Source organism: Pseudomonas sp. Pse35 (assembly GCF_024519715.1).
GTDB lineage: Bacteria > Pseudomonadota > Gammaproteobacteria > Pseudomonadales > Pseudomonadaceae > Aquipseudomonas > Aquipseudomonas paracarnis.
In genome coordinates, this window is the sequence record NZ_JALJRP010000010.1 from 106,296 (window position 1) to 126,390 (window position 20,095).

General features: G+C 60.2%; 17 protein-coding genes. 15 read left to right on the forward strand and 2 right to left on the reverse strand.

The window, feature by feature from the left end:
- Positions 1-2: 2 nt before the first annotated feature.
- The gene (gene tssA, locus OC445_RS11565) at positions 3-1,421 is read right to left on the reverse strand and encodes a type VI secretion system protein TssA (RefSeq protein ID WP_054895727.1); all 1,419 of its coding nucleotides are present in this window, start codon (positions 1,419-1,421) and stop codon (positions 3-5) included.
- The gene (gene vasI, locus OC445_RS11570) at positions 1,409-2,080 is read right to left on the reverse strand and encodes a type VI secretion system-associated protein VasI (RefSeq protein ID WP_229999933.1); all 672 of its coding nucleotides are present in this window, start codon (positions 2,078-2,080) and stop codon (positions 1,409-1,411) included. The genes tssA and vasI overlap by 13 nt, the downstream gene beginning before the upstream one ends.
- A gap of 329 nt (positions 2,081-2,409) precedes the next feature.
- Here vasI and tssB point away from each other — a divergent pair, with 329 nt between their 5' ends.
- The 15 genes from tssB to OC445_RS11645 form a co-directional block, all read left to right on the forward strand.
- Positions 2,410-2,913, forward strand: a complete 504-nt coding sequence (gene tssB / locus OC445_RS11575) for a type VI secretion system contractile sheath small subunit (protein ID WP_054895728.1) — start codon at positions 2,410-2,412, stop codon at positions 2,911-2,913.
- A 30-nt stretch (positions 2,914-2,943) separates the two neighbouring features.
- A complete protein-coding gene (tssC, locus tag OC445_RS11580) occupies positions 2,944-4,422 on the forward strand; it encodes a type VI secretion system contractile sheath large subunit (protein ID WP_054895729.1) in 1,479 nt (492 codons plus the stop codon).
- On the forward strand, positions 4,423-4,839 hold the full coding sequence (tssE, locus tag OC445_RS11585) for a type VI secretion system baseplate subunit TssE (RefSeq protein WP_054895730.1): 417 nt from the start codon (positions 4,423-4,425) through the stop codon (positions 4,837-4,839).
- Positions 4,840-4,846: 7 nt separating this feature from the next.
- Positions 4,847-6,613, forward strand: coding sequence for a type VI secretion system baseplate subunit TssF (gene tssF / locus OC445_RS11590; protein WP_262020161.1), 1,767 nt, complete (start codon positions 4,847-4,849; stop codon positions 6,611-6,613).
- Complete coding sequence (gene tssG / locus OC445_RS11595) at positions 6,577-7,599, forward strand: type VI secretion system baseplate subunit TssG (protein WP_054895732.1); 1,023 nt, start codon at positions 6,577-6,579, stop codon at positions 7,597-7,599. The genes tssF and tssG overlap by 37 nt, the downstream gene beginning before the upstream one ends.
- Positions 7,596-8,945 carry a type VI secretion system lipoprotein TssJ gene (gene tssJ / locus OC445_RS11600; protein ID WP_054895733.1) on the forward strand — a complete coding sequence of 450 codons (1,350 nt, stop codon included), beginning with the start codon at positions 7,596-7,598 and terminating at the stop codon, positions 8,943-8,945. The genes tssG and tssJ overlap by 4 nt, the downstream gene beginning before the upstream one ends.
- Before the next feature lie 37 nt (positions 8,946-8,982).
- Positions 8,983-10,329 (forward strand): type VI secretion system baseplate subunit TssK, encoded by a 1,347-nt coding sequence (tssK, locus tag OC445_RS11605; RefSeq protein ID WP_054895734.1) that lies wholly within the window; start codon positions 8,983-8,985, stop codon positions 10,327-10,329.
- Positions 10,322-11,128: a type IVB secretion system protein IcmH/DotU gene (icmH, locus tag OC445_RS11610; RefSeq protein WP_054895735.1), complete on the forward strand. Its 807-nt coding sequence runs from the start codon at positions 10,322-10,324 to the stop codon at positions 11,126-11,128. The genes tssK and icmH overlap by 8 nt, the downstream gene beginning before the upstream one ends.
- Positions 11,129-11,229: 101 nt before the next feature.
- The gene (locus OC445_RS11615) at positions 11,230-11,751 is read left to right on the forward strand and encodes an Hcp family type VI secretion system effector (RefSeq protein WP_054895736.1); all 522 of its coding nucleotides are present in this window, start codon (positions 11,230-11,232) and stop codon (positions 11,749-11,751) included.
- A gap of 76 nt (positions 11,752-11,827) precedes the next feature.
- Complete coding sequence (locus OC445_RS11620; RefSeq protein ID WP_047710546.1) at positions 11,828-12,085, forward strand: PAAR domain-containing protein; 258 nt, start codon at positions 11,828-11,830, stop codon at positions 12,083-12,085.
- Positions 12,086-12,111: 26 nt separating this feature from the next.
- A complete protein-coding gene (locus OC445_RS11625; RefSeq protein ID WP_054895737.1) occupies positions 12,112-14,142 on the forward strand; it encodes a type VI secretion system Vgr family protein in 2,031 nt (676 codons plus the stop codon).
- A complete protein-coding gene (locus OC445_RS11630) occupies positions 14,139-15,074 on the forward strand; it encodes a hypothetical protein (protein WP_054895738.1) in 936 nt (311 codons plus the stop codon). The genes OC445_RS11625 and OC445_RS11630 overlap by 4 nt, the downstream gene beginning before the upstream one ends.
- Entirely contained in the window at positions 15,071-18,397 is a 3,327-nt protein-coding gene (locus OC445_RS11635) for a T6SS effector BTH_I2691 family protein (protein WP_054895739.1), read from the forward strand. Before OC445_RS11630 ends, OC445_RS11635 begins: the two co-directional genes overlap by 4 nt.
- 452 nt (positions 18,398-18,849) lie before the next feature.
- A complete protein-coding gene (locus OC445_RS11640) occupies positions 18,850-19,359 on the forward strand; it encodes a DUF6708 domain-containing protein (protein WP_308455335.1) in 510 nt (169 codons plus the stop codon).
- A gap of 85 nt (positions 19,360-19,444) precedes the next feature.
- The coding region (locus tag OC445_RS11645; RefSeq protein ID WP_262020162.1) for a DUF6708 domain-containing protein at positions 19,445-20,095 on the forward strand (651 nt) is incomplete at its 3' end.

Below are 20,095 nucleotides of genomic sequence, written 5' to 3' on the forward strand. Positions count from 1 at the left end.
GACTAGTCCTTACGTTCACTGATAATGGTTGCCACCTTCTGATACAACTCCGGCTCCCACCCCTGCGCCGTGGTCTCGCGCATCAACCGTGCAACGTTGGCGTACAGGTCGTCCGCCAGCCACGACAGGCCACGGGATGCCAGCAGGTCGGCGGCAATCACCGTGGCGTAGCTGCGCTGGCGCGGGGCGTTATGGGCGGCGTGCAGTTCCTGCAGGCGCAGCAGCACCCGCTCGACGCCTTCAGTGTTGAGTTGAGCGGCCAGCTCGTCGCGCAGGCCAGCGTATTCCTGCACGGGGCTGCCCGCCGTTTGTGCCTGGTCCGCGCCGGTGATCCAAGCCTGGGTCTGCGCATCCACGAACGGCGTACCGTCGCTGAAGCACAACTCCAGCAAGGCCGGTAAACGGCAGACAAAACGTTCGCAGGTTTGGCGAATGGCGCCGGCCACCTCTTCCATCGCCAGACGCGAGGCGACATGGGCGGCGAGGTAACTGCCGCGCAGCCAATACGGCGAGGCGCAGACGCTTTTTTCGATGCGCAGTAACAGGTTCGGCTCAATGGCGTTGTGGTTAAGCGCGTCCTGATAACCGTCGACGATGTCTTTGGGCACGGCGGTCAGTTCGGTGCGGCGGTCTCGGACGATTGAAGGCGCGGTGCGCAGATGCGACCACAGACCGAAGCGGCGCAACTGGTAGCCGGTAGGGTCGTAAGGGTCTTGCTGGTTGATCTGCTCGGCCATGTTCAACACCGCACGGCGTTGTTCACGTTCGTTACTGGGCGCTTGCGGTTTAGGCGGGCTGAAAAAGGCTGCGTCCAGAGCGCCGCTGGCGGTGGGCGTACGGGCAGGCGCGTTCACCGCGGCCGGCTCGCTGTATTTATCCAACTGCCGTTGCAAGGCATCCAACGCTGCGGGGTCGAGCTTGGCGCTGTCGACGCACTGTTGCAGGCTGGCCAGCGCCCGTTGCGCCGCTGCTTGGTAAGCCGGTTCAAAACTGCTGCGCTCCAGGGCCGGCAGCACCTGGCCCAGGTCCTCCAGCAGCCGCTGCACCTGCTTGCGCTTGTTCAAGTAACCGGTGGGGCCGGGTTTGGGGTAGGCGTTGTCCCAATACTGTTTGACCATACCCGCAATCAGCCCGAGGGCATCGGCCCAGCGCACCCACTGGCGGGTACGTAACCAGACCACTTGCAGATGGCCGACAATGCGCCAGTGCTTGCACTGGGTCGCCAGGTAGTCGCGGGAGGCTTCATCGATGTAGGGCCAGTCGATATCGCTCTCGCGCAAGCCGCCCAGCTTGACCATCTCCTGGTCGATGGCCTGGTAGGTTTCGTCCTCTACATCGAAATCCCCGGCAGGTTGCCCGGGGTCGATGGGGGCCAGCAGCCGCTCGACGATGTCGACCGGAACGTCGATCACCAACGACATGCCTGGCGCTCCTGTTCGATCAGCTCGCCCAGCCCCTCGGCATCAAATACCAGACCGTGCAGCCTGGGATAGTCGCTCTCCAGCCGCAGGCGCTGGCCACCGCCCATATTGCGCAACAGGGAAATCGCCTGCAGCCCGCGCCCGGCATCGACCACCAGGCCGGCGTCGTCCAGCACTTGCCATTGATAGGCTGCGGAGACGGGGCGCTCATCCTTGAACAGTTGAATGCGTATTTTGTTGGGCTTGGCCGGTTCATCCAGCACCAATTGCAGGCGCGAGATTTTCGACTCGCAGCTGATGGCCAAATAGGGCCTTGGCGGCAGTGCTCCCAAGGCCGGCGCCGAGATCACCAGCCGTGGTGGCTGGTCGTTGTCCGGCGCCGGGAATGACGACAACAGAAAGCGCTGGTCTTCGGGCGGGCGCTTGGCCTCATTACGTTGGACCAGATCGACAATCGGCAACACTTGGCCCAGGGCACGTGACGGCGCAGGTGGCTGATGAATGGGCGTGCCGGCCGCCAGATCAAAGCACTCCAGGCGCTTCAAGGGCGAGACGATCGCAGGGCAATCTTGCGCCATCGGCAGCGCATGTATGTGCGGGGCAGCCAGCACCGCACATAGCCCCCCTACCCAGCACCAACGTTGCCATCCTTTGCGCATCAACGCCTCCCCAGATTTAATAAATTCAACTTTTACTATTGAACCAAGGCGAGCGCTCACCTTCGAACGCAGCAACTTGGCATGAACTTAATATAAATAACCAAGAGACAAGTTACAGACATCAATTTTCTGCAAAAAAACTCAAATACCAGACACACCCTTCGGACATTCAAACCAACTATCGTACGAATTTTCCACGCAACAAAATAAACATTAAACGAGGATTTTTCTTACATCTCGAGACCACGAAACGAATCGACTTCGTCCGACATGACTTTTTACGAAACATGGCCTTTAAATAGCGCCACCTTCAAAAAAGGATTTTTCCCATGTCGAAGTCTCAAAGTTCTGTCGCGCCTAAAGAACGCATCAATATCAAGTACGTGCCGGCCACAGGCGACCAACAAGCCGAAGTCGAGCTACCGCTGAAGTTACTGGTCACAGGCGATTTCAAAGGCCACGGCGAACTAAGCGCTCTTGAAGATAGACCCTCCATTCGGATAGATAAAGACACCTTCAATGAAGTCCTTACCAAAGCAAAAGTTGCCTTGGACATGGCCGTCCCGTCGGTACTGAACAACGATCACGACACCGACTTGAATGTGCAACTTCAATTCAAAACCATCAATGACTTCGGCCCTGACGCCATTGCTCGCCAAGTCCCCGAACTGAACAAGTTGCTGGAGTTACGCGAAGCACTGGTCGCACTCAAGGGACCAATGGGCAACGTACCCGCCTTTCGCAAGCACTTGCAGAATCTGCTGACCGATGAAACCGCCCGGCAACGCCTAGCCAGTGAACTGAACCTGGTGCTTGACGCGCCAAATAACTGATTTCTTTTACTTCCATATGGAGTAGCCCTCATGCCTAGGGAAAGTGCCGCCGCCCAAGTGCTGGTCGCCGATGAACAGCCGTCCTTGCTCGATCAACTGCTGGCCAACACCACCATTCGCCCGTCTCACGAAGGCTATGCCGTCGCCCGCCAAGGCGTGGCTGCGTTCATCAGCGAGATTCTGCAAAGCGGTGATCACGAGCAGCCGGTCAACAAGCACCGGGTCGACCAGATGATTGCCGAGATCGACCGCGCGTTGAGCAAGCAAATGGACGTGATCCTGCATCAGCCGCAGCTCCAGCAACTGGAATCGGCCTGGCGTGGGCTGAAACTGCTGGTGGACCGCACGGACTTTCGCGAAAACATCAAGCTGGAAATGCTGCATGTCACCAAGGAGGAGTTGCTGGATGACTTCGACAACGCCGGCGATATCACTCGCAGCGGCTTGTACAAGCACGTCTACACCGCCGGCTACGGCCAGTTCGGCGGCGAGCCGGTGGGTGCCATTGTCGGCAACTACACCTTTGGTCCCAGTTCGCCGGACATCAAGTTGCTCAGCTATGTAGCCTCCATCGGTGCCATGTCCCATGCGCCGTTTGTGTCGGCGGCCGGGCCGGAACTGTTCAACCTCGAAGGCTTCCAGGGCCTGCCCGACCTCAAGGAGATCAACGATATTTTCGACGGCCCCCGCCACACCAAATGGCGCGGCTTGCGCGAGTCCGAGGATGCTCGCCATTTGGCCCTGACCTTGCCGCGTTTCTTGCTGCGCACGCCCTATAGCACTGAAGACAATTCGGCCCGCAGCTTCGGCTACAACGAAACCGTCGACGGCAACCACGATAACTACCTGTGGGGCAACACCGCGTTCCTGATGGCCTCACGCATCACTGACAGCTTTGCCCGCTACCGCTGGTGCCCGAACATCATCGGCCCGCAGTCCGGTGGTGCGGTGGATGACCTGCCGGTGCACCTGTACGAATCCTTCGGCCAGTTGCAGGCCAAGATCCCTACTGAAGTGCTGATTTCCGATCGCAAGGAATTCGAGCTGGCCGAAGCCGGTTTTATCCCGCTGACCATGCGCAAAGACAGCGACAACGCAGCGTTCTTTTCGGCCAACTCGGTGCAGAAACCCAAGAACTTCCCCAAGACCCGCGAAGGCCAGGAAGCCCAGACCAATTACAAGCTCGGCACCCAATTGCCGTACCTGTTCATCGTCAATCGTCTGGCCCACTACATCAAGGTGCTGCAACGCGAGCAGATCGGTAGTTGGAAGGAACGCCAGGACCTGGAAAGCGAGCTGAACACCTGGCTCAAGCAGTACATCGCCGATCAGGAAAATCCGTCGACCGATGTACGCAGCCGTCGCCCCTTGCGCGCCGCAAAAATCCAAGTGCAGGACGTCGAGGGCAACCCGGGCTGGTACCAGGTGTCGTTGGCGATACGGCCGCACTTCAAGTACATGGGCGCCAACTTCGAAATCTCCCTGGTCGGTCGGCTGGACACCCAATAAATGCGCGGCGCCAGCCTGTTCGAACGCCTGGAACCCGATGCACCGCGCTACCGCCAAGGCTGCGCGGATGAGCAGGCACACCAGCGTGTCGAGGCGATCAAACGTCACTTGGAGCAGGTGCTCAACTCACGCCAGGGCTGCTCACAAAGCAGCCCTGAACTGGGCCTGCGCGACTTCAACGGCGTCACCCAGGCCAGCAGTGATCTGGTGTTGGCCATCAGCGCTGATATCCGGCGTTCGGTGGAAACGTTTGAACCGCGCATCAAGGTCACTGGCGTGCGCTATCAGCCCGACCCGGACCTGCCGCTGGAGCTGAACTTTCGGCTGGATTGCCAGGTGCAGGTCAACCACAAGGAAGAACAGGTGCAGATCGAAGTGGCCATGCACGGCCGCGACGGCTACACCCGCGTGAGATGAGGATGCGATGGACTTGAAACAACGCTTTGCCGAGGAGTTGCGCTACCTGCGCGAACTCGGCCGCGAATTTGCCGAGGACAACCCGCAACTGGCGCAGTTTCTTGGCGATCAGGCCGGTGACCCGGATGTGGAGCGGCTGCTGGAGGGCTTTGCCTTCCTCACCGCCAAGCTGGGGCTGAAGATCGACGACGACTTGCCGGAGCTGACCCATCCGCTGTTGCAGATGCTCTGGCCCAATTACCTGCGGCCCCTGCCCAGTGCGACCATCATCCGTTTTACACCGCTGCCGAATGCAATCAGTCAGCGCAAGGTGATTCCCAAAGGGACGCGGCTGTTTGCCAACCCAGTGGACGGCATTTCCTGCGAGTTTCGCACCTGCACCGACGTCAATCTGTACCCCTTGGCGTTACACGCCGTCAGCGATGCCCACAGCCGCGAAGCCTCGACACTGCGTATTGACCTCAACGTATTGACCCAACAACCGCTCGACAATCTTGAGTGCGACCAGCTGGACTTTCACTTGGGCGGCGACAATGCCACCGCGCTGACCCTGTACCTATGGCTGGCCCATTACCTTAAAAGCATCACGTTGTACATCAACAACACGCCTTATCGCCTGAACCCCGACGATCTGGGCTTTCCCGGTTTCACCCCAAACGAGGCACTGCTGCCCTACCCGCGCAATGTGTTCGATGGCTACCGCATCCTGCAGGAATATTTTGTGTTCCCGCAGCGCTTCCACTTTTTCAGCCTGACCCGACTTGCCAAGGTCTGGCCGGCCGTCACCACCGGGCAGATTCGCTTCGAATTTCAGTTCTCGCGGCCGATGCCGGTCAATACACACCTGCGCACCAGCGACCTGCACCTGTTCTGCGCGCCGGCAGTCAATCTATTTCGCCACGATGCCGAGCCCATCATGCTGGATGGGCGCAGCCAGGAACGCCGTATCAGCACCACTGGCAACCGCCAGGATGCGTATGAAATTTTCAGTGTCGACCACGTGGCCGGTTGGGACGCCGCTGACAAGGAGCGTAAAGGCGATCCATTGCGGCGCTTCACTCCGTTCGAATCGTTCCAGCATGAGATCGAACATGCCCGGGGCCGCACGGCGCTGTATTTCCGCACGCATATCGAGGAGTCCCACGGGCGTGAAGGCTTGCGTCATCGCATCGCCTTTGTGCGCGGCGATGAAAGCTTGAATATCGGCGAAAACGAAGCAGCTTCGATCGAATTGACCTGTACCAACCGCGACCTGCCGCAGAGGCTCGGTGTCGGGGATGTGTCGCGGTCTACCGAGGCCACCCCCTCGTTTGCCACATATACCAATCTGATTGCGCCAACGCGCAGCTACCGACCGGTGTTGGACAGCAGCCTGCACTGGACGCTGATTTCCAACCTGTCGCTCAACTACCTGTCATTGCTGTCGGCCGAGCCGCTCAAGGCGGTCATCCGTGCCTATGACTTTGCCGCACTGCACGATCTGCAACAGGCCCGCGCCACGCGCAAACGCCTCAACGGCATCCAGGATGCGGTAACCACGCCCATCGACTGGCTGATGAAAGGCCTGCCGGTACGCGGCGTGCAGACGCGCTTAAAACTGGACCAGAAGGCTTTTCTCTGCGAGGGCGAGCTGTACCTGTTCGCCAGTGTGCTTTCGCACTTCTTCGCCCTGTACGCGAGCATCAACTCCTTCCATCGCCTGGAAGTGATCAATACCACTAACAACGAGCGCTACGAATGGCCACTGTTGACCGGCAGACAACCTGTGATCTAGCTGACCTGCTGCTGGCCGACGCGCGAAACTATTCGTTTCACCGTCTGCTGGAGCACCTGCACGCCTTGCATGGCGATGACCTGGAAGCACGGCCCCCGAGTGATGCGGTGCGCCGTCGCGTACGTCTGCAAAGCCATGCGGGGCTGGGGTTTCCGGCATCCGACGTCGTGGAGGCCGCACGCATTGAGGAAGATCACGAAGAGGTGCGCTATCGCTTGCAGACCAGCTTCTTTGGCCTGCACGGTACGGATTCGCCACTGCCCGGTTACTACCTTGATCGCCTGGCCTACGAGCAGGCTCAGGAGCGCGGCATTCGACCCGCGTTCATGGACTTTTTCAATCATCGTTTGCTGACGCTGCTGCACATCAGCTGGCGCAAGTACCGCTACTACGTTCGCTTCCAGGCCGAGGCCACTGATCGTTTTTCGCGTTACGTCTTCTCGATGGTCGGCCTGAATGACAATGACCTGCGCGGCGCCACCCCGCTGCCATGGGGCCGATTGCTGAGCTTTGCCGGCTTGATCGCCAACCGCAGCCGCTCGCCGTCGGTGGTGTCCGGTATCGTCGAACATTGTTTCGACCTGCACGGCGTGCATATCCGTGAGTTCGAGGCCCGCTCGGTGAGTTTTGCACAACGCCAGCGCCTGGCGCTGGGCAAAGCCAACGGCACCTTGGGCAGCAACTTTGTGGTGGGTGATCGCAGCAATACCCGCGCCAGCAAGTTCACCCTGGTGATTCCCAACCTGACCCAGGCACGCTTTCGGCAGTTTTTGCCCAGCGGCGATCAGTTCGGGCGCTTGCGCCAGTTGATGGATTTTCTGCTGCGCGATGCCACCGCCTACGACCTGGAACTGGGGCTGCGCGAAGAAGATGTACCGCCGTTCAACCTGCAACGCGCCAGTGGCACTCACCTGGGCTGGACCAGCTTTATCGAGCACCAGCAACAACGCCATCGCGCCGTAGTGCGGATTCGGGGGCGCGCATGAAGCTGACCCTGGTTATCAGTAATCCCGCGCAGTTGCTGCACGGCTATCTACCCAGTCACCGCTTTGGTCCGCAGGGCGGCAGCATTGGAAGTGCCGCAGCGGATTGGCGTCTGGTGGATCGTCAGAACAGTGTGCGGCCTAACCACTGCGATATCCGCGTGGTCGAGGGGCGCTTTTGTGTGATCGACCGCAGTGGCTGCACCTACGTCAATGGCCATGATCTGCCGGTGGGTTGCGACAGTGCGGTAGCACTCAACGATGGCGACTTCTTGCAAGTGGGCGCCTATCGAGTGACCGTGCAGTTTGGCGAGTATGCGCCAGGACAACGCTCGCTCGAAGCGCTGTTCAGTGGTCGCCCGGATGGCCTGCTGGAGTGGCACCTGGAGGACGTAACGAACCTTCCGCCGGCCGAAGTTGCACCTGTGGTTTGCCCGGAATTCGAACGCCTTTGCCAACCCGTTGATTTAAGCGAGCAAGGCGATCCGCTGCGGGCGATGCATAAAGCGCCGCCGCCCAAACCGCTGGCGGATATTAGCGCGCGCGCACACAAGCGCAGCTTCAGCCTGTTCAGCAACCTGCGCCTATGCACCTTGTTGTTGGCCTGCCTGGCCCTTGGCGGCTGCACCATGCTCGGCAAGATCGGCCAGGTGATCTGGACCCCTTCTATCCCGGTCGGCGGCCCCGACGATCAGCCCAGCCGCTACTCTCTCAGCCTGCACGCCAGCGACAACGTCAACCCGCGCCTGATCAGCACCGGCACCGCACCGGTAGAGGACGAAAACCGCTCGCCTTACACGCTTAACGTTCAGGCCGCCAGCCCGCAGGCGCTGACGGACAAAGTGCAAACCCTGCTCAACCATCTTTACGAAGCCGTGCCAGCGCAATCGTTACTGACCGTTGAGCCCACGCCTGCGGAGCAAATGTCGCCCATCGAAGATGCGCTGCTCGGCGCTTACGACGCCCAGGGCGTGAGCCTGACCACCCCATGGGGCAGCCCGGCGCTGGAGCATGTCGCCACGCCGATCGCCTTCAAGGTGCTGCAACTCACCGATGACTCGCTGCTGGTCAACGCCAGCCCCGAAGCCCTGGCCGAGGACCTGAAAAAGACCTTGGGCAGCACCTATATTCGGGCCGACGACTACCTGCTCCAGCCCGGCCAATTCAAATTCATCGACCTGCGCGCCCTGGATGAAGACACCCGCTTTATCGCGGTGATCGCCAACTACCACAGCAGCGATGTCGGCCAGTGGAAACAGCGCCTGCGCGTCGAGCCCAAAGGCCGCCAGTACGCAGTGCTGGTGCAGCTGGACGCCACCCAGGTCAGCCTCAAGGGAGAAACCCGATGACGCCCCTTTCAGCCGCCTTTGCACCGAGTAATTACTGATGAGTTCACGCAACCCCGTCATCTGGCATGAAGGTTTGTTCGTCAAACCCCAGCACTTCCAGCAACAGGCCCGCGCCGCCGAAGCCGCCGTGCATCAGCGCCTGCACAGCCTCAACGACGCCCTCTACGGCTTCAGCGAACTGACGCTGAACACTGAATACCTGAGCTTCGGGAAAGTCGCCATTACCCTGGCACGCGGGATCATGCCCGACGGCAGTGTCTTCGATATTCCCCACGATCTGGCGCCACCCTCCCCGCTGGAAATCGCCGACAGCAGCGCGGTCAACCAGATCGTTTACCTGGCGCTGCCACTGCGGTCCAACGGCGCCCTCGAAGTGCGCTGGCCCGACCAGTATGGCAACAGCCGCTACATCGCCCGCCGCGAGGAAATCCGCGATACACACAGCGATGACGGCGATCAGGTCGGCATGGACCTGGCCGTGCCCAACCTGCAACTGATGCTCGAACGCAGCGACCGCAGCGCCTTCACCGGCATCGCCCTGGGCAGAATCAAAGACAAGCGCCCCGACGGCAGCCTGGTGATGGACGAACATTTCTACCCCACCAGCCTATCCTTGCAAGCCGTGCCAGCACTGCATCGCTACCTGGGCGAAATCGCCGGGTTGATGCGCGAGCGCGCCAAGAACCTGGCCCAGCGTATCGGCTCACCGGGGCAGTCGGGGGTGGCCGATGTCACCGACTTCAACCTGCTGCAAACCCTCAACCGCTTGTTCCCGCTGTTCCAGCACCTGGCCCGCCAACGCCAGGTTCACCCGGAGCGGCTGTACATCGCATTGGCGCAAGCCTGCGGCGAGCTGGTGACCTTCACCGATGAGGGCCACCTGCCCCAGGAATACCCGGCCTACCAGCACGACAACCTGCGCGAATCCTTCCAGGTCCTGGAGCACACCCTGCGCCGCGCCTTGGGCACAGTGCTGCAACCGCGCGCGGTGTCGTTGCCGATCGTCGATCAGAAGTACGGTGTGCGCAACGCCGCATTGAACGACAAGCGTCTGCTGGACAACGCCGAATTCATCCTTGCCGTGCGCGCCGAACTGCCGGCGGAGACCCTGCGTCAGCAACTGCCTCGACAGATCAAGATCAGCTCCACCGAAGGCCTTGAGCAACTGGTCAGCCTGCAACTGCCGGGCATTCCACTGCGGCCGCTGCCAGTGGCGCCGCGGCACCTGCCATTCCATGCAGGTTTCAGCTACTTCGAACTCGACCGCCATCACCCCGCCTGGCAAAGCCTGAGCAGTGGCAGCGGGTTCGGTTTCCATATTGCCGGTGAATTCCCGGAGCTGGAATTGCAGTTCTGGGCGATCAGGAGTGAGAGAGATGAATAAGGAAACATTAGATTCATGGCGTCACGAGGAAGTCTCCGGCGCCATCGACGTTAGCGGCAAATCGATCACTGTCAGCAACCGCACCTACTTGGCGGATCCAGAGTTCGACATACGCGGCGTAGCCTGGAACCCACTTTGCGATGCCGCCACGCCGCTGATTGGTCTGGTCATCCGCCTGCGCCGTCTGGACCACCACCATGACGTGCCTGCGTTGTACCAAAGCGTCAGCAACCAGATCACCGCGATCATGGAAGAAGTCCGCCAGCTCGACTACGACGCAGGCATGCTCAAGGCATACTCCTACAGCCTGTGCCTGTTGGTGGACGAGGTGGTCATGCGCACCACCTGGGGCAGGCTCTCCACCTGGAGCGCCCGCTCGCTGCTCAGCCAGTTCCACGGCGAGACCCGAGGCGGCGAAAAGTTCTTCACCATCATGAACAACATGATCCCCGAAGCAGCCAGGTACCAGCATGTGCTGGAGTTCATGTACCAGTGCCTGATTTCCGGCCTCAAAGGCAAATACGGCGCCCACGCCAAGGGCGATGAAGAGATCCAGAAAATCATCGACCAGTTGCACGGATTACTACGCCCTCTTCGCGGCGAAACACCCAAGCGCCTTACCGACCCGCTGACCAACGTCGCGCCGCGCAACTACCGAATCAAACGCGCCTGGCCATTGTGGACGCCGTGGGCCATGGCCGCCGTCGTGCTGACCGTCGCCTACACGATCTATTCGATCCGCCTGAACACCATCACCCAGCAGGTGCTGGTGTCGCTGGAGCGGGTGCTGCACCTGTAATCGAATTTCAGCGCGCTCATGTCGAGCGCCTGCAAAGCCATGGCCGCCGGCCATAAACCGCGACCGCGTGGTCGCTCAATCATCGCGACAAGGAGCTTGTCATGCCAACACCCGCGTACATCAGCATCCACGGCAAAAATCAAGGGCATATCACCAAAGGCGCGTTCACCGCTGAATCGGTGGGCAACGTCTTTGTGGAAGGTCACGAAGACGAAATCCTCGCCCAGGAAATCGACCATCAAATCGGTGCCCCAACCGACCCGCAAAGCGGCCAACCCACCGGACAGCGCGTGCATAAACCGCTGACCTTCACCAGCTCGCTTAACAAAGCCTCGCCACTGCTCTATCAAGCCCTGGCCACCGGCGAAATGCTGCCGACCGTCGAGGTCAAGTGGTTCCGCACCAACCTCGATGGCAAGCAGGAGCACTTTTTCACCACCAAGCTGGAAGAGGCCACCGTCGTTGATATCCATACCGTGCTGCCCCACGCCCAGGACAGCGACAACCAGAACTACACCCAGTTGATCAAAACCAGCCTGTCCTACCGCAAAGTCAGTTGGAGTCATGTGGTAGCCGGTACCGAAGCCTCGGACGACTGGCGCAAGCCGGCAGCAGCGGGCTAAGCGCGTACCCGGCTCCGCCGCTGCGGCTCGCGCAGCGGCGGAGCCTTCACTGACTTGAAACCTATAAGGAGGCTCTATGCCTGCCGTCGTACTGGTCGGACACGACCATGATTGCCCTTTATGTGGCCCCACCACCGTCGACAGCGGTGCCCGCAACATGACCGTCAATGGCAAAGCCGTCGCCCGTGTCGGCGACACCCTCGGATGCGGCGCCGTGATCACCAGCGGCTCACGCTCTATGACCGTCGAAGGAAAAGCCGTGGCCCGGGTTGGCGACACCACCGACCACGATGGAAAACTGGAAAACGGTGATAGCAGCTGGTTGATCGACTGACACTTACACATTGAAATGGAGGCCCCATGCCCCGCCAATGCGACTTGCGTTTTACCTTCGCTCCCTTGAAAGGCGATGCCTTCGACGTGGTGTCCTTCTCGCTTGAAGAAGGCCTGTCCCAGCCGTTCAAACTGGAACTGGAACTGGCAAGCCACAACGCGGCCATCGACTTCAATAACGTGCTCGACCTGGCGGGGCTGTTCACCATCTGGCGCGACGAAACCCCAGTGCGCTACGTACACGGCCTTGTCAGCCTATTCACTCAGGGCGACACCGGCTTCCGTCGCACCCGCTACACCGCCGTCATCGAACCGACCCTGGCGCGTTTCGACCTGCGCTCCAACTGGCGCATCTTCCAGGGCCAGACCGTGCCCGACATCATCACCAACGTGCTTGCCGAGCACCGGCTGACCGACATCCGCCGCGAAATCTGCTTCGATCACCAACGCCGCGAATACTGCGTACAGGCCGGCGAAACCGACCTCGATTTCATCGCCCGCCTCGCCGCCGAAGAAGGCCTGCTCTACACCTTCGAACACCGCGCCGACGGCCACACCCTCGTGCTCACCGACCGCGTCGGCGGCCTCGGCACCATCGGCACCCACACCGACTGCCCGGTGATCTACCAGCCCATGGGAGGTGGCGACTCCAAGGAACCAGCGTTAAACCGCTTCCACTACACCGAACAAGTACGCACCGCACGCCAGGTGCAGCGCGACTACACCTTCACCCACCCGCGCTACGACCAACAGCACACCGCCACCGGCGACCAGGACTTGAAAAATCAGCACAAGGACTACGAACGTTACGACTACCCCGGCCGCTACAAACGCGACATCGCCGGCAAGCCCTTCACCAAGACTCGGCTCACCGCCCTGCGCAATGACGCCAAACTGGCGCACCTGGCCGGTGACGACGCGCGCCTGCAACCGGGGCTGGCGTTCGACCTCAACGAACATCCCCGCGAAGACTTCAACGACCGCTGGCGCACCATCGCCATCACCCACGAAGGCAAACAGCACACCAGCTTGGAGGAAGAGGCGTTCGGCAGCGACCACGGCACCTCTTATGTAATGACCGCGACCGCCATCCGCTGGACCTCCGACTGGAAAGCCCCGCTGCGCGACAAACCGTGCATCGACGGCCCGCAGATTGCCACCGTGGTCGGGCCGCCAGGGGAAGAGATTTACTGCGATGAATGGGGCCGGGTGAAAGTGCAATTCCCGTGGGATCGTGCGGACAAAAACGACGATCAGAGCTCGTGCTGGATTCGAGTGGCGCAGGGTTGGGCCGGTGCGACCTGGGGCGCCATGGCCATTCCACGTGTGGGTCAAGAGCTGGTGATCAGCTATTTGGATGGCGATCCTGACCAGCCCATCGCCACAGGCCGTACCTATCGCGAGACCAATCTGCCGCCGTATGAGCTGCCCAAACACAAGACGCGGATGACCATCAAGAGCCAAACCCATAAGGGTGCAGGTTTCAACGAGCTGCGCTTTGAGGATGAGTTGGGCCATCAGGAGGTGTTTATCCATGCCGAAAAGGACAAGAACGTTCATGTCAAACATGACAACACAACGTTTGTAGGTAATAACCGCAAAGAAGAAGTAGGCAATGACGAGCAGATCACTATCGGGAACGACCAGTCCCACGTGATCGGCCGGGACCACACGCTCTCGTCGGGACGTGACCATGAGACAACTGTCGGTCGGGATCGCAGTGAGCGGGTCGGCAATAACCGCTACGACACCACAACGGCCAACCATCACAGCGAAGTGGGCGGTCACTGCCAGCAAACGATCTCGGGGCAACATCGTCTAACTGCCGGCCAAGGCATACACCACACCACCACGGTCTACCAACTGCAAGCCAGTGAGCGTGTGGTCTTCCAAAGCCCGGGAGGTAGCCTCACGCTCGACGCGCAAGGCATTCACCTCAATGGCATAGCGATAACCCTGCGTGGCCCGGTCAACGCCACAAACCCAGGCAACGGCCAAGCCCTGAAGCTGCAGCTGCAGCCCGAAACAGGTCAGGCCTGTGTGGAGAAAAACCGATGAGGCCGGCCAGCGTCCAGGCGTTCGTGGCCGAACAGCATGCGCCCGATGCCACCCTGTATTTATTACTCGACCCCTTGGCCGACTGCGCCGCAGACGATCCATTACGCATAGAGGTATTGCGCCAAACGCTCGGCGACGATGCCGTCACGCCTGTGCATCGGCCCGATCTGATCCATACGCCGTCGGCCTGCCCAGTGCTGGTGACCCTCGCAACACCTGGAAGCTCACCGTCGCAGGCGCTATTGGCGCTATCTGCCTTACGCGCTCATGAGGAGGTGGATCGTCACAAGCGTTACGTGTGCGGCTGGCTCAGTAGCAGCGCCCCATCCCAGGCGCTAAGTGCCCACATCGTTTCGCTCGGGTGGTTGCCCTTGGAGCAAGGGCGAATATTTTTCCCGATCCATGAGCCCGTTCGGCTGGAGTTGTTGGCTGGCACTTTTGGCAACAATGAGGGGCCCTGGTGGCCCATTCGACGCTGGTTCCTGCCCACCAGCAGCGGTGCCGGCAGCGTATTGGTGGGCGGGCCCGAACGTCGTAGCGTTCCGGGCCCTTACACGACGGCGGTACAGCAGGACGCCCCCATGGTTGCAGCCTTGCTGAACTGTTGGCGTCGCGCGCTCAACTTGCCGCTGGCGTATGCCCCGGCTCGCTGGAGCGGCCCTACTGCGCTGCCGCCCCAAGCGGCGGCACAAGCCTATATCCATATCCAGCAAGCCCGTGAGCTTGGGCTTAGCCGCGAGGACGACATCCTGACACTCGCCTTGCATCGCCTGATGCTGCATCCGCATCTGCACCAGCACACCGGCTTTCGCGCCGTGATTGAACAAGCGGTTCAGGGGCAAGCGCCGCTCAGCCAACTGCTGGTCCCCTACAACGACATCGCCTTGCAAAGGGCAGTGTCGGACCTGACCTATGCCGGAGCACCTCAATGACCTTGGGCACACAACTGGGCATCGTTATAGCCGAAACCGCCGTTTCAAACGATCAATGCAAAGCCTGCCAACGTAAAGGGTTGCCCATCCTGCCATTGCGCCACGCACTGGTGCCGCGCTCACCGAATGAGCCAGTGCGTCCGGATACCGTGCATATCGATACGCGCCTGGGCTTGCGCACCTTGCGCGCCGGCTACCTGTATGTCTTGCTCGATCGCAAAATCTGGCAGGCTTACCAGATCAGCCCGGACGGTTATCTACGTCAATTCAACCCCTACGCACCGCCGCCTGCCAACGAGACCCCGCTGTCCGATGCTTGCGTCGCGGCCAACCACGACTGCCCGGCCTCGTTCCTCAACATCGACACCGACAAACATACCCAAGCGTGGCTGGCCTTTGCCAATGACCCGTGGCCCGCCAGCGTGCTGGACGCCTACAAGGCCGGTCAGGCTTCAGAGCGGTTCCAGACACTCGACCTCGCCAGCGCACGCGACAACCCAGCCAGCGTTGGCCTGGCCATGACCGATGAAAACCTGCAGGTGGACAAGCAGGTTTACGAATACCAACACCACCCGACGAGCCCATTGCCCATCCCTACCGAACCCGACTGGCGTTTTTATGAGCATCCCCCGCAAGAGGCAGCGCCAAGATTCGACAGCGTGCACGGTTTCCATAGCCGCGCCCATCGCCTGGGCGCGCTGAAGGGCTTCCTGCGCAGCGCCATCCCACAGCACAAGCTCCAACAAGGCGTCCTCGCGTTTGTACTGGATGACATCATTGGCCTGGTGCAGGAACTCAACGACACGCGCAACCGCTGGGTGCAGCAGCGCCAGGCCTGGATGAACGACCCGGACCGGGCTTATCGCTACCAGACCTCTCAGTTACTGCTGGCCATTCGCGAAGTTCATCGCGAACAGGCAGAAGGCCAGACGCCCCTAGCGGCGTCTGTCGAGCCCATGACCGGCGATGGCCCACCGGTATTTTCCAGCCCTGAGCAGCAACGCGAGCGAATCGTCCAGAAGCGCACACTCGCCCACAACCAGAAACTGGAGGAACGCTACGATGAACAGAGCCGCGCCCTGTTTCACCAACTGTATGAGCAGGAGTGGGCCAACTATCAGCGTTATATCGACCAAAGCGCACACGCCTACGCGGCAGCGTGCCGCTCCAGCCTGTTCGTGTGTGTCGAGCAAAATGACTACGACGGTAATGACCGCCCATCAGGACGGGCCTACAGCCAGACCATGGCGCTGTGCCTTGAAGGTGGTATCAGTGAAGCGCCCGCGACTCAAGATAACGGCCATACCGCCTCCCTGTGGAGTGAATGGCTGAACGACCCACAGAGCCCGATCTACCGCGCCCTTCTCTTGCGTGACAAAGGCTTGCTGGCGGATCTGTTGCCCAGTTTCAATGCAACAGGTGATGGCGACTGGAACGACAGCGAAAAGCTCTACTCCACTCTTACCAAGCTCATCGCCAACGACGACTTCAAGCAGCATGTCCGCCCCCGTTTACAGCACGCCATGGCGCAGCTTCTCGGCGCCCTCAATGCCGCTGCCGCCCGCTTGCAACCGTCACTCGGCCCTGGCGTGGGGCGGGCGGTTTCGCGTCTCAACAGTGCCAGCCAACTGCTCTACAACGGCATTCATCTGACCGAACTCAAGGTGAAGATGAAGCTCGGTGAATACTACGCCCTGCAATGCGAGCACCTGCGCAACCTGCAACGCAAGGCCGCGGATGCCATCGACCGCACTTGGGAAGGCCTCAAGGACGAGTTGGGCAAAACCGACGAAGAGGCCCGCAAGGTGCGCAAACAGGTGCGCCCGTTGATTCAGGGCGGCCTGCTCAGCCTGGCGGTGCTGGACCCCAAAATAGCCAACCTCAGCGTGACCCTCAGCGTCTGGGTGGAAGGCCAGGTCACCGAGCTGCAGGACAGCCTGATGCGCCAGGCCAACCTCGGCGTGGATCAGCTGGGCAAAGGTGCCCAAGCTGCGCTAGTCGAAATCGCAGTCGGGGTTGGCACCCTGGACCCGCAGGCGCGCAAGGTGCTGCAGGGGGTCAAGGTGTCCTCATACCTGGCGGCTGGATGGGTTCGCACCGGCTTTACCGGGCTGCGTGGCGCGGTCGGCAGTAGCGAGTTATTGATGGCGATGGGCGGGATGTACCTGCTTAGCGACTCGCTGAACAAAAGTCTCAAGGAAGCGGAGAAAGCCATGGGCGAAAAGGCCGTTGAGGCCAGGTTGGCGGTGTATGGCAGTAGTTTGGGGGTGTTGGGTGGAGGGGTGGAAATTGTAGGTATTTCACTGGAAAAAGGGGCGGTGCAGGTGCAGAAGGCGGGCAGCTTGTCTGCCCAGGCGATGACTGCAGCAAGAGCGACTGCACGGGTGGGCAACGTATTCGTACGGGCCGGGGGGAGTATTGGTGCTGTGGCAGGGCTGTACGATGCGACGCGAGCGGGGTTTGCTGCTAATCGTACTTGGGAGGGCGGCGATACTTCCGCTGCTTGGGGATATGGAATCTCCACGCTGCTTTCAGCAGTTGGCTCAGGGTTTGGTGTCTGGGCTGCCGCCACCGCAGCCAGCACGCTGCTCGGTCCACTTGGCATAGCCATATTTCTCGGTCTAGCTGGATATGGGGTGTACAAATGGGCAGAGGGGGAAGAGTCAACACCTCTCGATCGCTGGGCACGCCGGTGTTATTTCGGTAAACACAATGAAGATCCGCCCATTCATTGGAACAAACCTGAACACGCACACATCGCCATCGCCGAACTGAATGCCGCAACCTTGGGTGTAGAGGCGGGCGTCAACTTCCGCTTGCGAATCGTCGATAGCGGCTCGCATGGCTGGGGCGGCCCCATGGGTAGTGTGGGCGCACAGGTCCATGAACAGCACGTCGAATATCGCCTGGTTCTGCCGTTCTTCGATGCCAACCGGTCGGCCTATCGCTGGTCACTGACGGTTCATCGTCACGGCGATGGCTCGGCCAACGAGTACACCGGCGGCGAAGTGCTGGCCGAAGGCGAGTTGAATCCCCCCACCCTGGCAACCGCCGCCAGCGAACGCCGAGCGGCGCTGGCTGTGCCCAAACGTCCGAACAAGCCTGACTACCGGGCCGACAGCACCCTGCCCACGCAGGAAGTTCGCACCGTCTCGTTGGCCGATGCCCGTACCTCGCAGGTCCACGATATCAAAGGCGCGGTTGTACTGTTGCCCGACCGCCGTCGGCACAACATTGAAGCGGCGACCTTGTCGGTAACCTACTGGCCCGATCGCGACATTCACGATGCCTACGCCGAGCTCATCTTGATGGATAGCTTGTAAACCACAGCCTTGGATGAACTTGACATGGGCATTTGCCTACTTTTCCCATGGCAACAATCGCTGGTGATCATCAACAGTGTGCCTGCTTATTGGTTGCCTGCTGCCCGCTTGAAACGCCAAAGGTTAAAAGCAGCCCTCACCCCCCTACTGGAACTACTCCAATGCTATTCAAAAAACCTTTACTCGACAAACCTGCTCCTGGCTGGAAGCACGATCTGCCGGGACCCTACGAATCGCCCTCCAACGAACCGTATCCACCCGTACTATCGAATCCGCCCAATCATGTTGACGATGTGTACCTTGAACTGGCGCGTGCCACTTTAAGGGTTCGCGGGGTTAGTGTTTGGTTAACTCCTTTTATGTTCTCGCTTGCAATAGCGGCCCCCGTCATGTGTATCGCCTACATATCAAAGGAGGGGGCGCCACCGATTATCCCAAGCATTTTCTTGGTCTTGGCATTTACTGCTGCACTGTGGGGTGGCGTCTATTTCTGGCGAATGGACACCGAAGCCCCCCGCGACGAACCCATCCGCTTCAACCGCTTCCGACGCAAAGTCTATGTCTACCGCTTCCACCACGACGGCCTCAGACCCTTCAGCCGCACCGCCTGGGGCGTTCGGGCCGAAGTCTATGACTGGGATAACCTACGTGCCGAAGCCTGCAGCGTGTACGGCCCCATGGGCAGCGGCGGTCTCATCGAAACCGTCACCCTCGCCGTGGTGAAACCTGGCACCCACCAGGTAATTGATCGTTTTCATTTCGCCCACGAAATTCAACAAGGCGAAATGTACTGGGCCATGGCCCAACTGTTCATGCAACAAGGCCCGCAAGCCCTGCCCACCTTCCCCCACCCACCCCGCGACTGGAACAACGAAGACGTGACCTTCAATCTCGCGCGTCGCCTGGCTCCCAAAGTGCGATGGCCAGCAGAAATAGACCTGGAGTCACGCACCGCGCCTTGAATACAAGCCATCAACCGAAGCAGCCTTAATACGACGAACGGCTAAAGATACAAGCGGCGATCACCCCGAACTGGAACTGCTCATCATGGTATTTAAAACACCTTTACTCGACAAACCTGCTCCTGGCTGGAAGCACGATCTGCCGGGACCAAACGAGTCGCCCTCCAATGAGCCGTATCCTCCCGTACTTTCGAATCCGCCCAATCATGTTGACGATGTGTATCTCGAACTGGCACGCGCTACAGTGAGAATGCGTGGCGTGGGCATTTGGTGTGCCGCATTCCTATTTGCAATGACACTGTCCTTAACAATGTTCCTAATAATGATTCACGCCAGTTCTCCAACACCTTCGTCTTTGTTATCCAAATTATTGGAGCTTATCCCGATAGGCATCGGCTTATGGCTAGGAAGTTACTTCTGGCGCATGGACGTTGAAGCCCCCCGCGACGAACCCATCCGCTTCAACCGTTTCCGACGCAAAGTCTATGTCTACCGCTTCCACCACGACGGCCTCAGCCCCTTCAGCCGCACCGCCTGGGGCGTTCGGGCCGAAGTCTATGATTGGGATAACCTGCGTGCCGAAGCCTGCAGCGTGTACGGCCCCATGGGCAGCGGCGGTCTCATCGAAACCGTCACCCTTGCCGTGGTAAAACCTGGCACCCATCAGGTCATAGATCGCTTTCATTTCGCCCACGAAATTCAACAAGGCGAAATGTACTGGGCCATGGCCCAACTC

Excerpts from the sequence above, each read along its gene's own strand:
- tssK (WP_054895734.1), top strand. The coding sequence starts at position 8,983 with ATGAGTTCACGCAACCCCGTCATCTGGCATGAAGGTTTGTTCGTCAAA.
- tssF (WP_262020161.1), top strand. The coding sequence starts at position 4,847 with ATGGACTTGAAACAACGCTTTGCCGAGGAGTTGCGCTACCTGCGCGAA.
- OC445_RS11635 (WP_054895739.1), top strand. The coding sequence starts at position 15,071 with ATGACCTTGGGCACACAACTGGGCATCGTTATAGCCGAAACCGCCGTT.
- vasI (WP_229999933.1), bottom strand. The coding sequence starts at position 2,080 with ATGCGCAAAGGATGGCAACGTTGGTGCTGGGTAGGGGGGCTATGTGCG.
- tssJ (WP_054895733.1), top strand. The coding sequence starts at position 7,596 with ATGAAGCTGACCCTGGTTATCAGTAATCCCGCGCAGTTGCTGCACGGC.
- tssC (WP_054895729.1), top strand. The coding sequence starts at position 2,944 with ATGCCTAGGGAAAGTGCCGCCGCCCAAGTGCTGGTCGCCGATGAACAG.
- tssB (WP_054895728.1), top strand. The coding sequence starts at position 2,410 with ATGTCGAAGTCTCAAAGTTCTGTCGCGCCTAAAGAACGCATCAATATC.
- tssG (WP_054895732.1), top strand. The coding sequence starts at position 6,577 with ATGGCCACTGTTGACCGGCAGACAACCTGTGATCTAGCTGACCTGCTG.
- icmH (WP_054895735.1), top strand. The coding sequence starts at position 10,322 with ATGAATAAGGAAACATTAGATTCATGGCGTCACGAGGAAGTCTCCGGC.
- OC445_RS11630 (WP_054895738.1), top strand. The coding sequence starts at position 14,139 with ATGAGGCCGGCCAGCGTCCAGGCGTTCGTGGCCGAACAGCATGCGCCC.
- tssA (WP_054895727.1), bottom strand. The coding sequence starts at position 1,421 with ATGTCGTTGGTGATCGACGTTCCGGTCGACATCGTCGAGCGGCTGCTG.
- OC445_RS11615 (WP_054895736.1), top strand. The coding sequence starts at position 11,230 with ATGCCAACACCCGCGTACATCAGCATCCACGGCAAAAATCAAGGGCAT.
- tssE (WP_054895730.1), top strand. The coding sequence starts at position 4,423 with ATGCGCGGCGCCAGCCTGTTCGAACGCCTGGAACCCGATGCACCGCGC.
- OC445_RS11620 (WP_047710546.1), top strand. The coding sequence starts at position 11,828 with ATGCCTGCCGTCGTACTGGTCGGACACGACCATGATTGCCCTTTATGT.
- OC445_RS11625 (WP_054895737.1), top strand. The coding sequence starts at position 12,112 with ATGCCCCGCCAATGCGACTTGCGTTTTACCTTCGCTCCCTTGAAAGGC.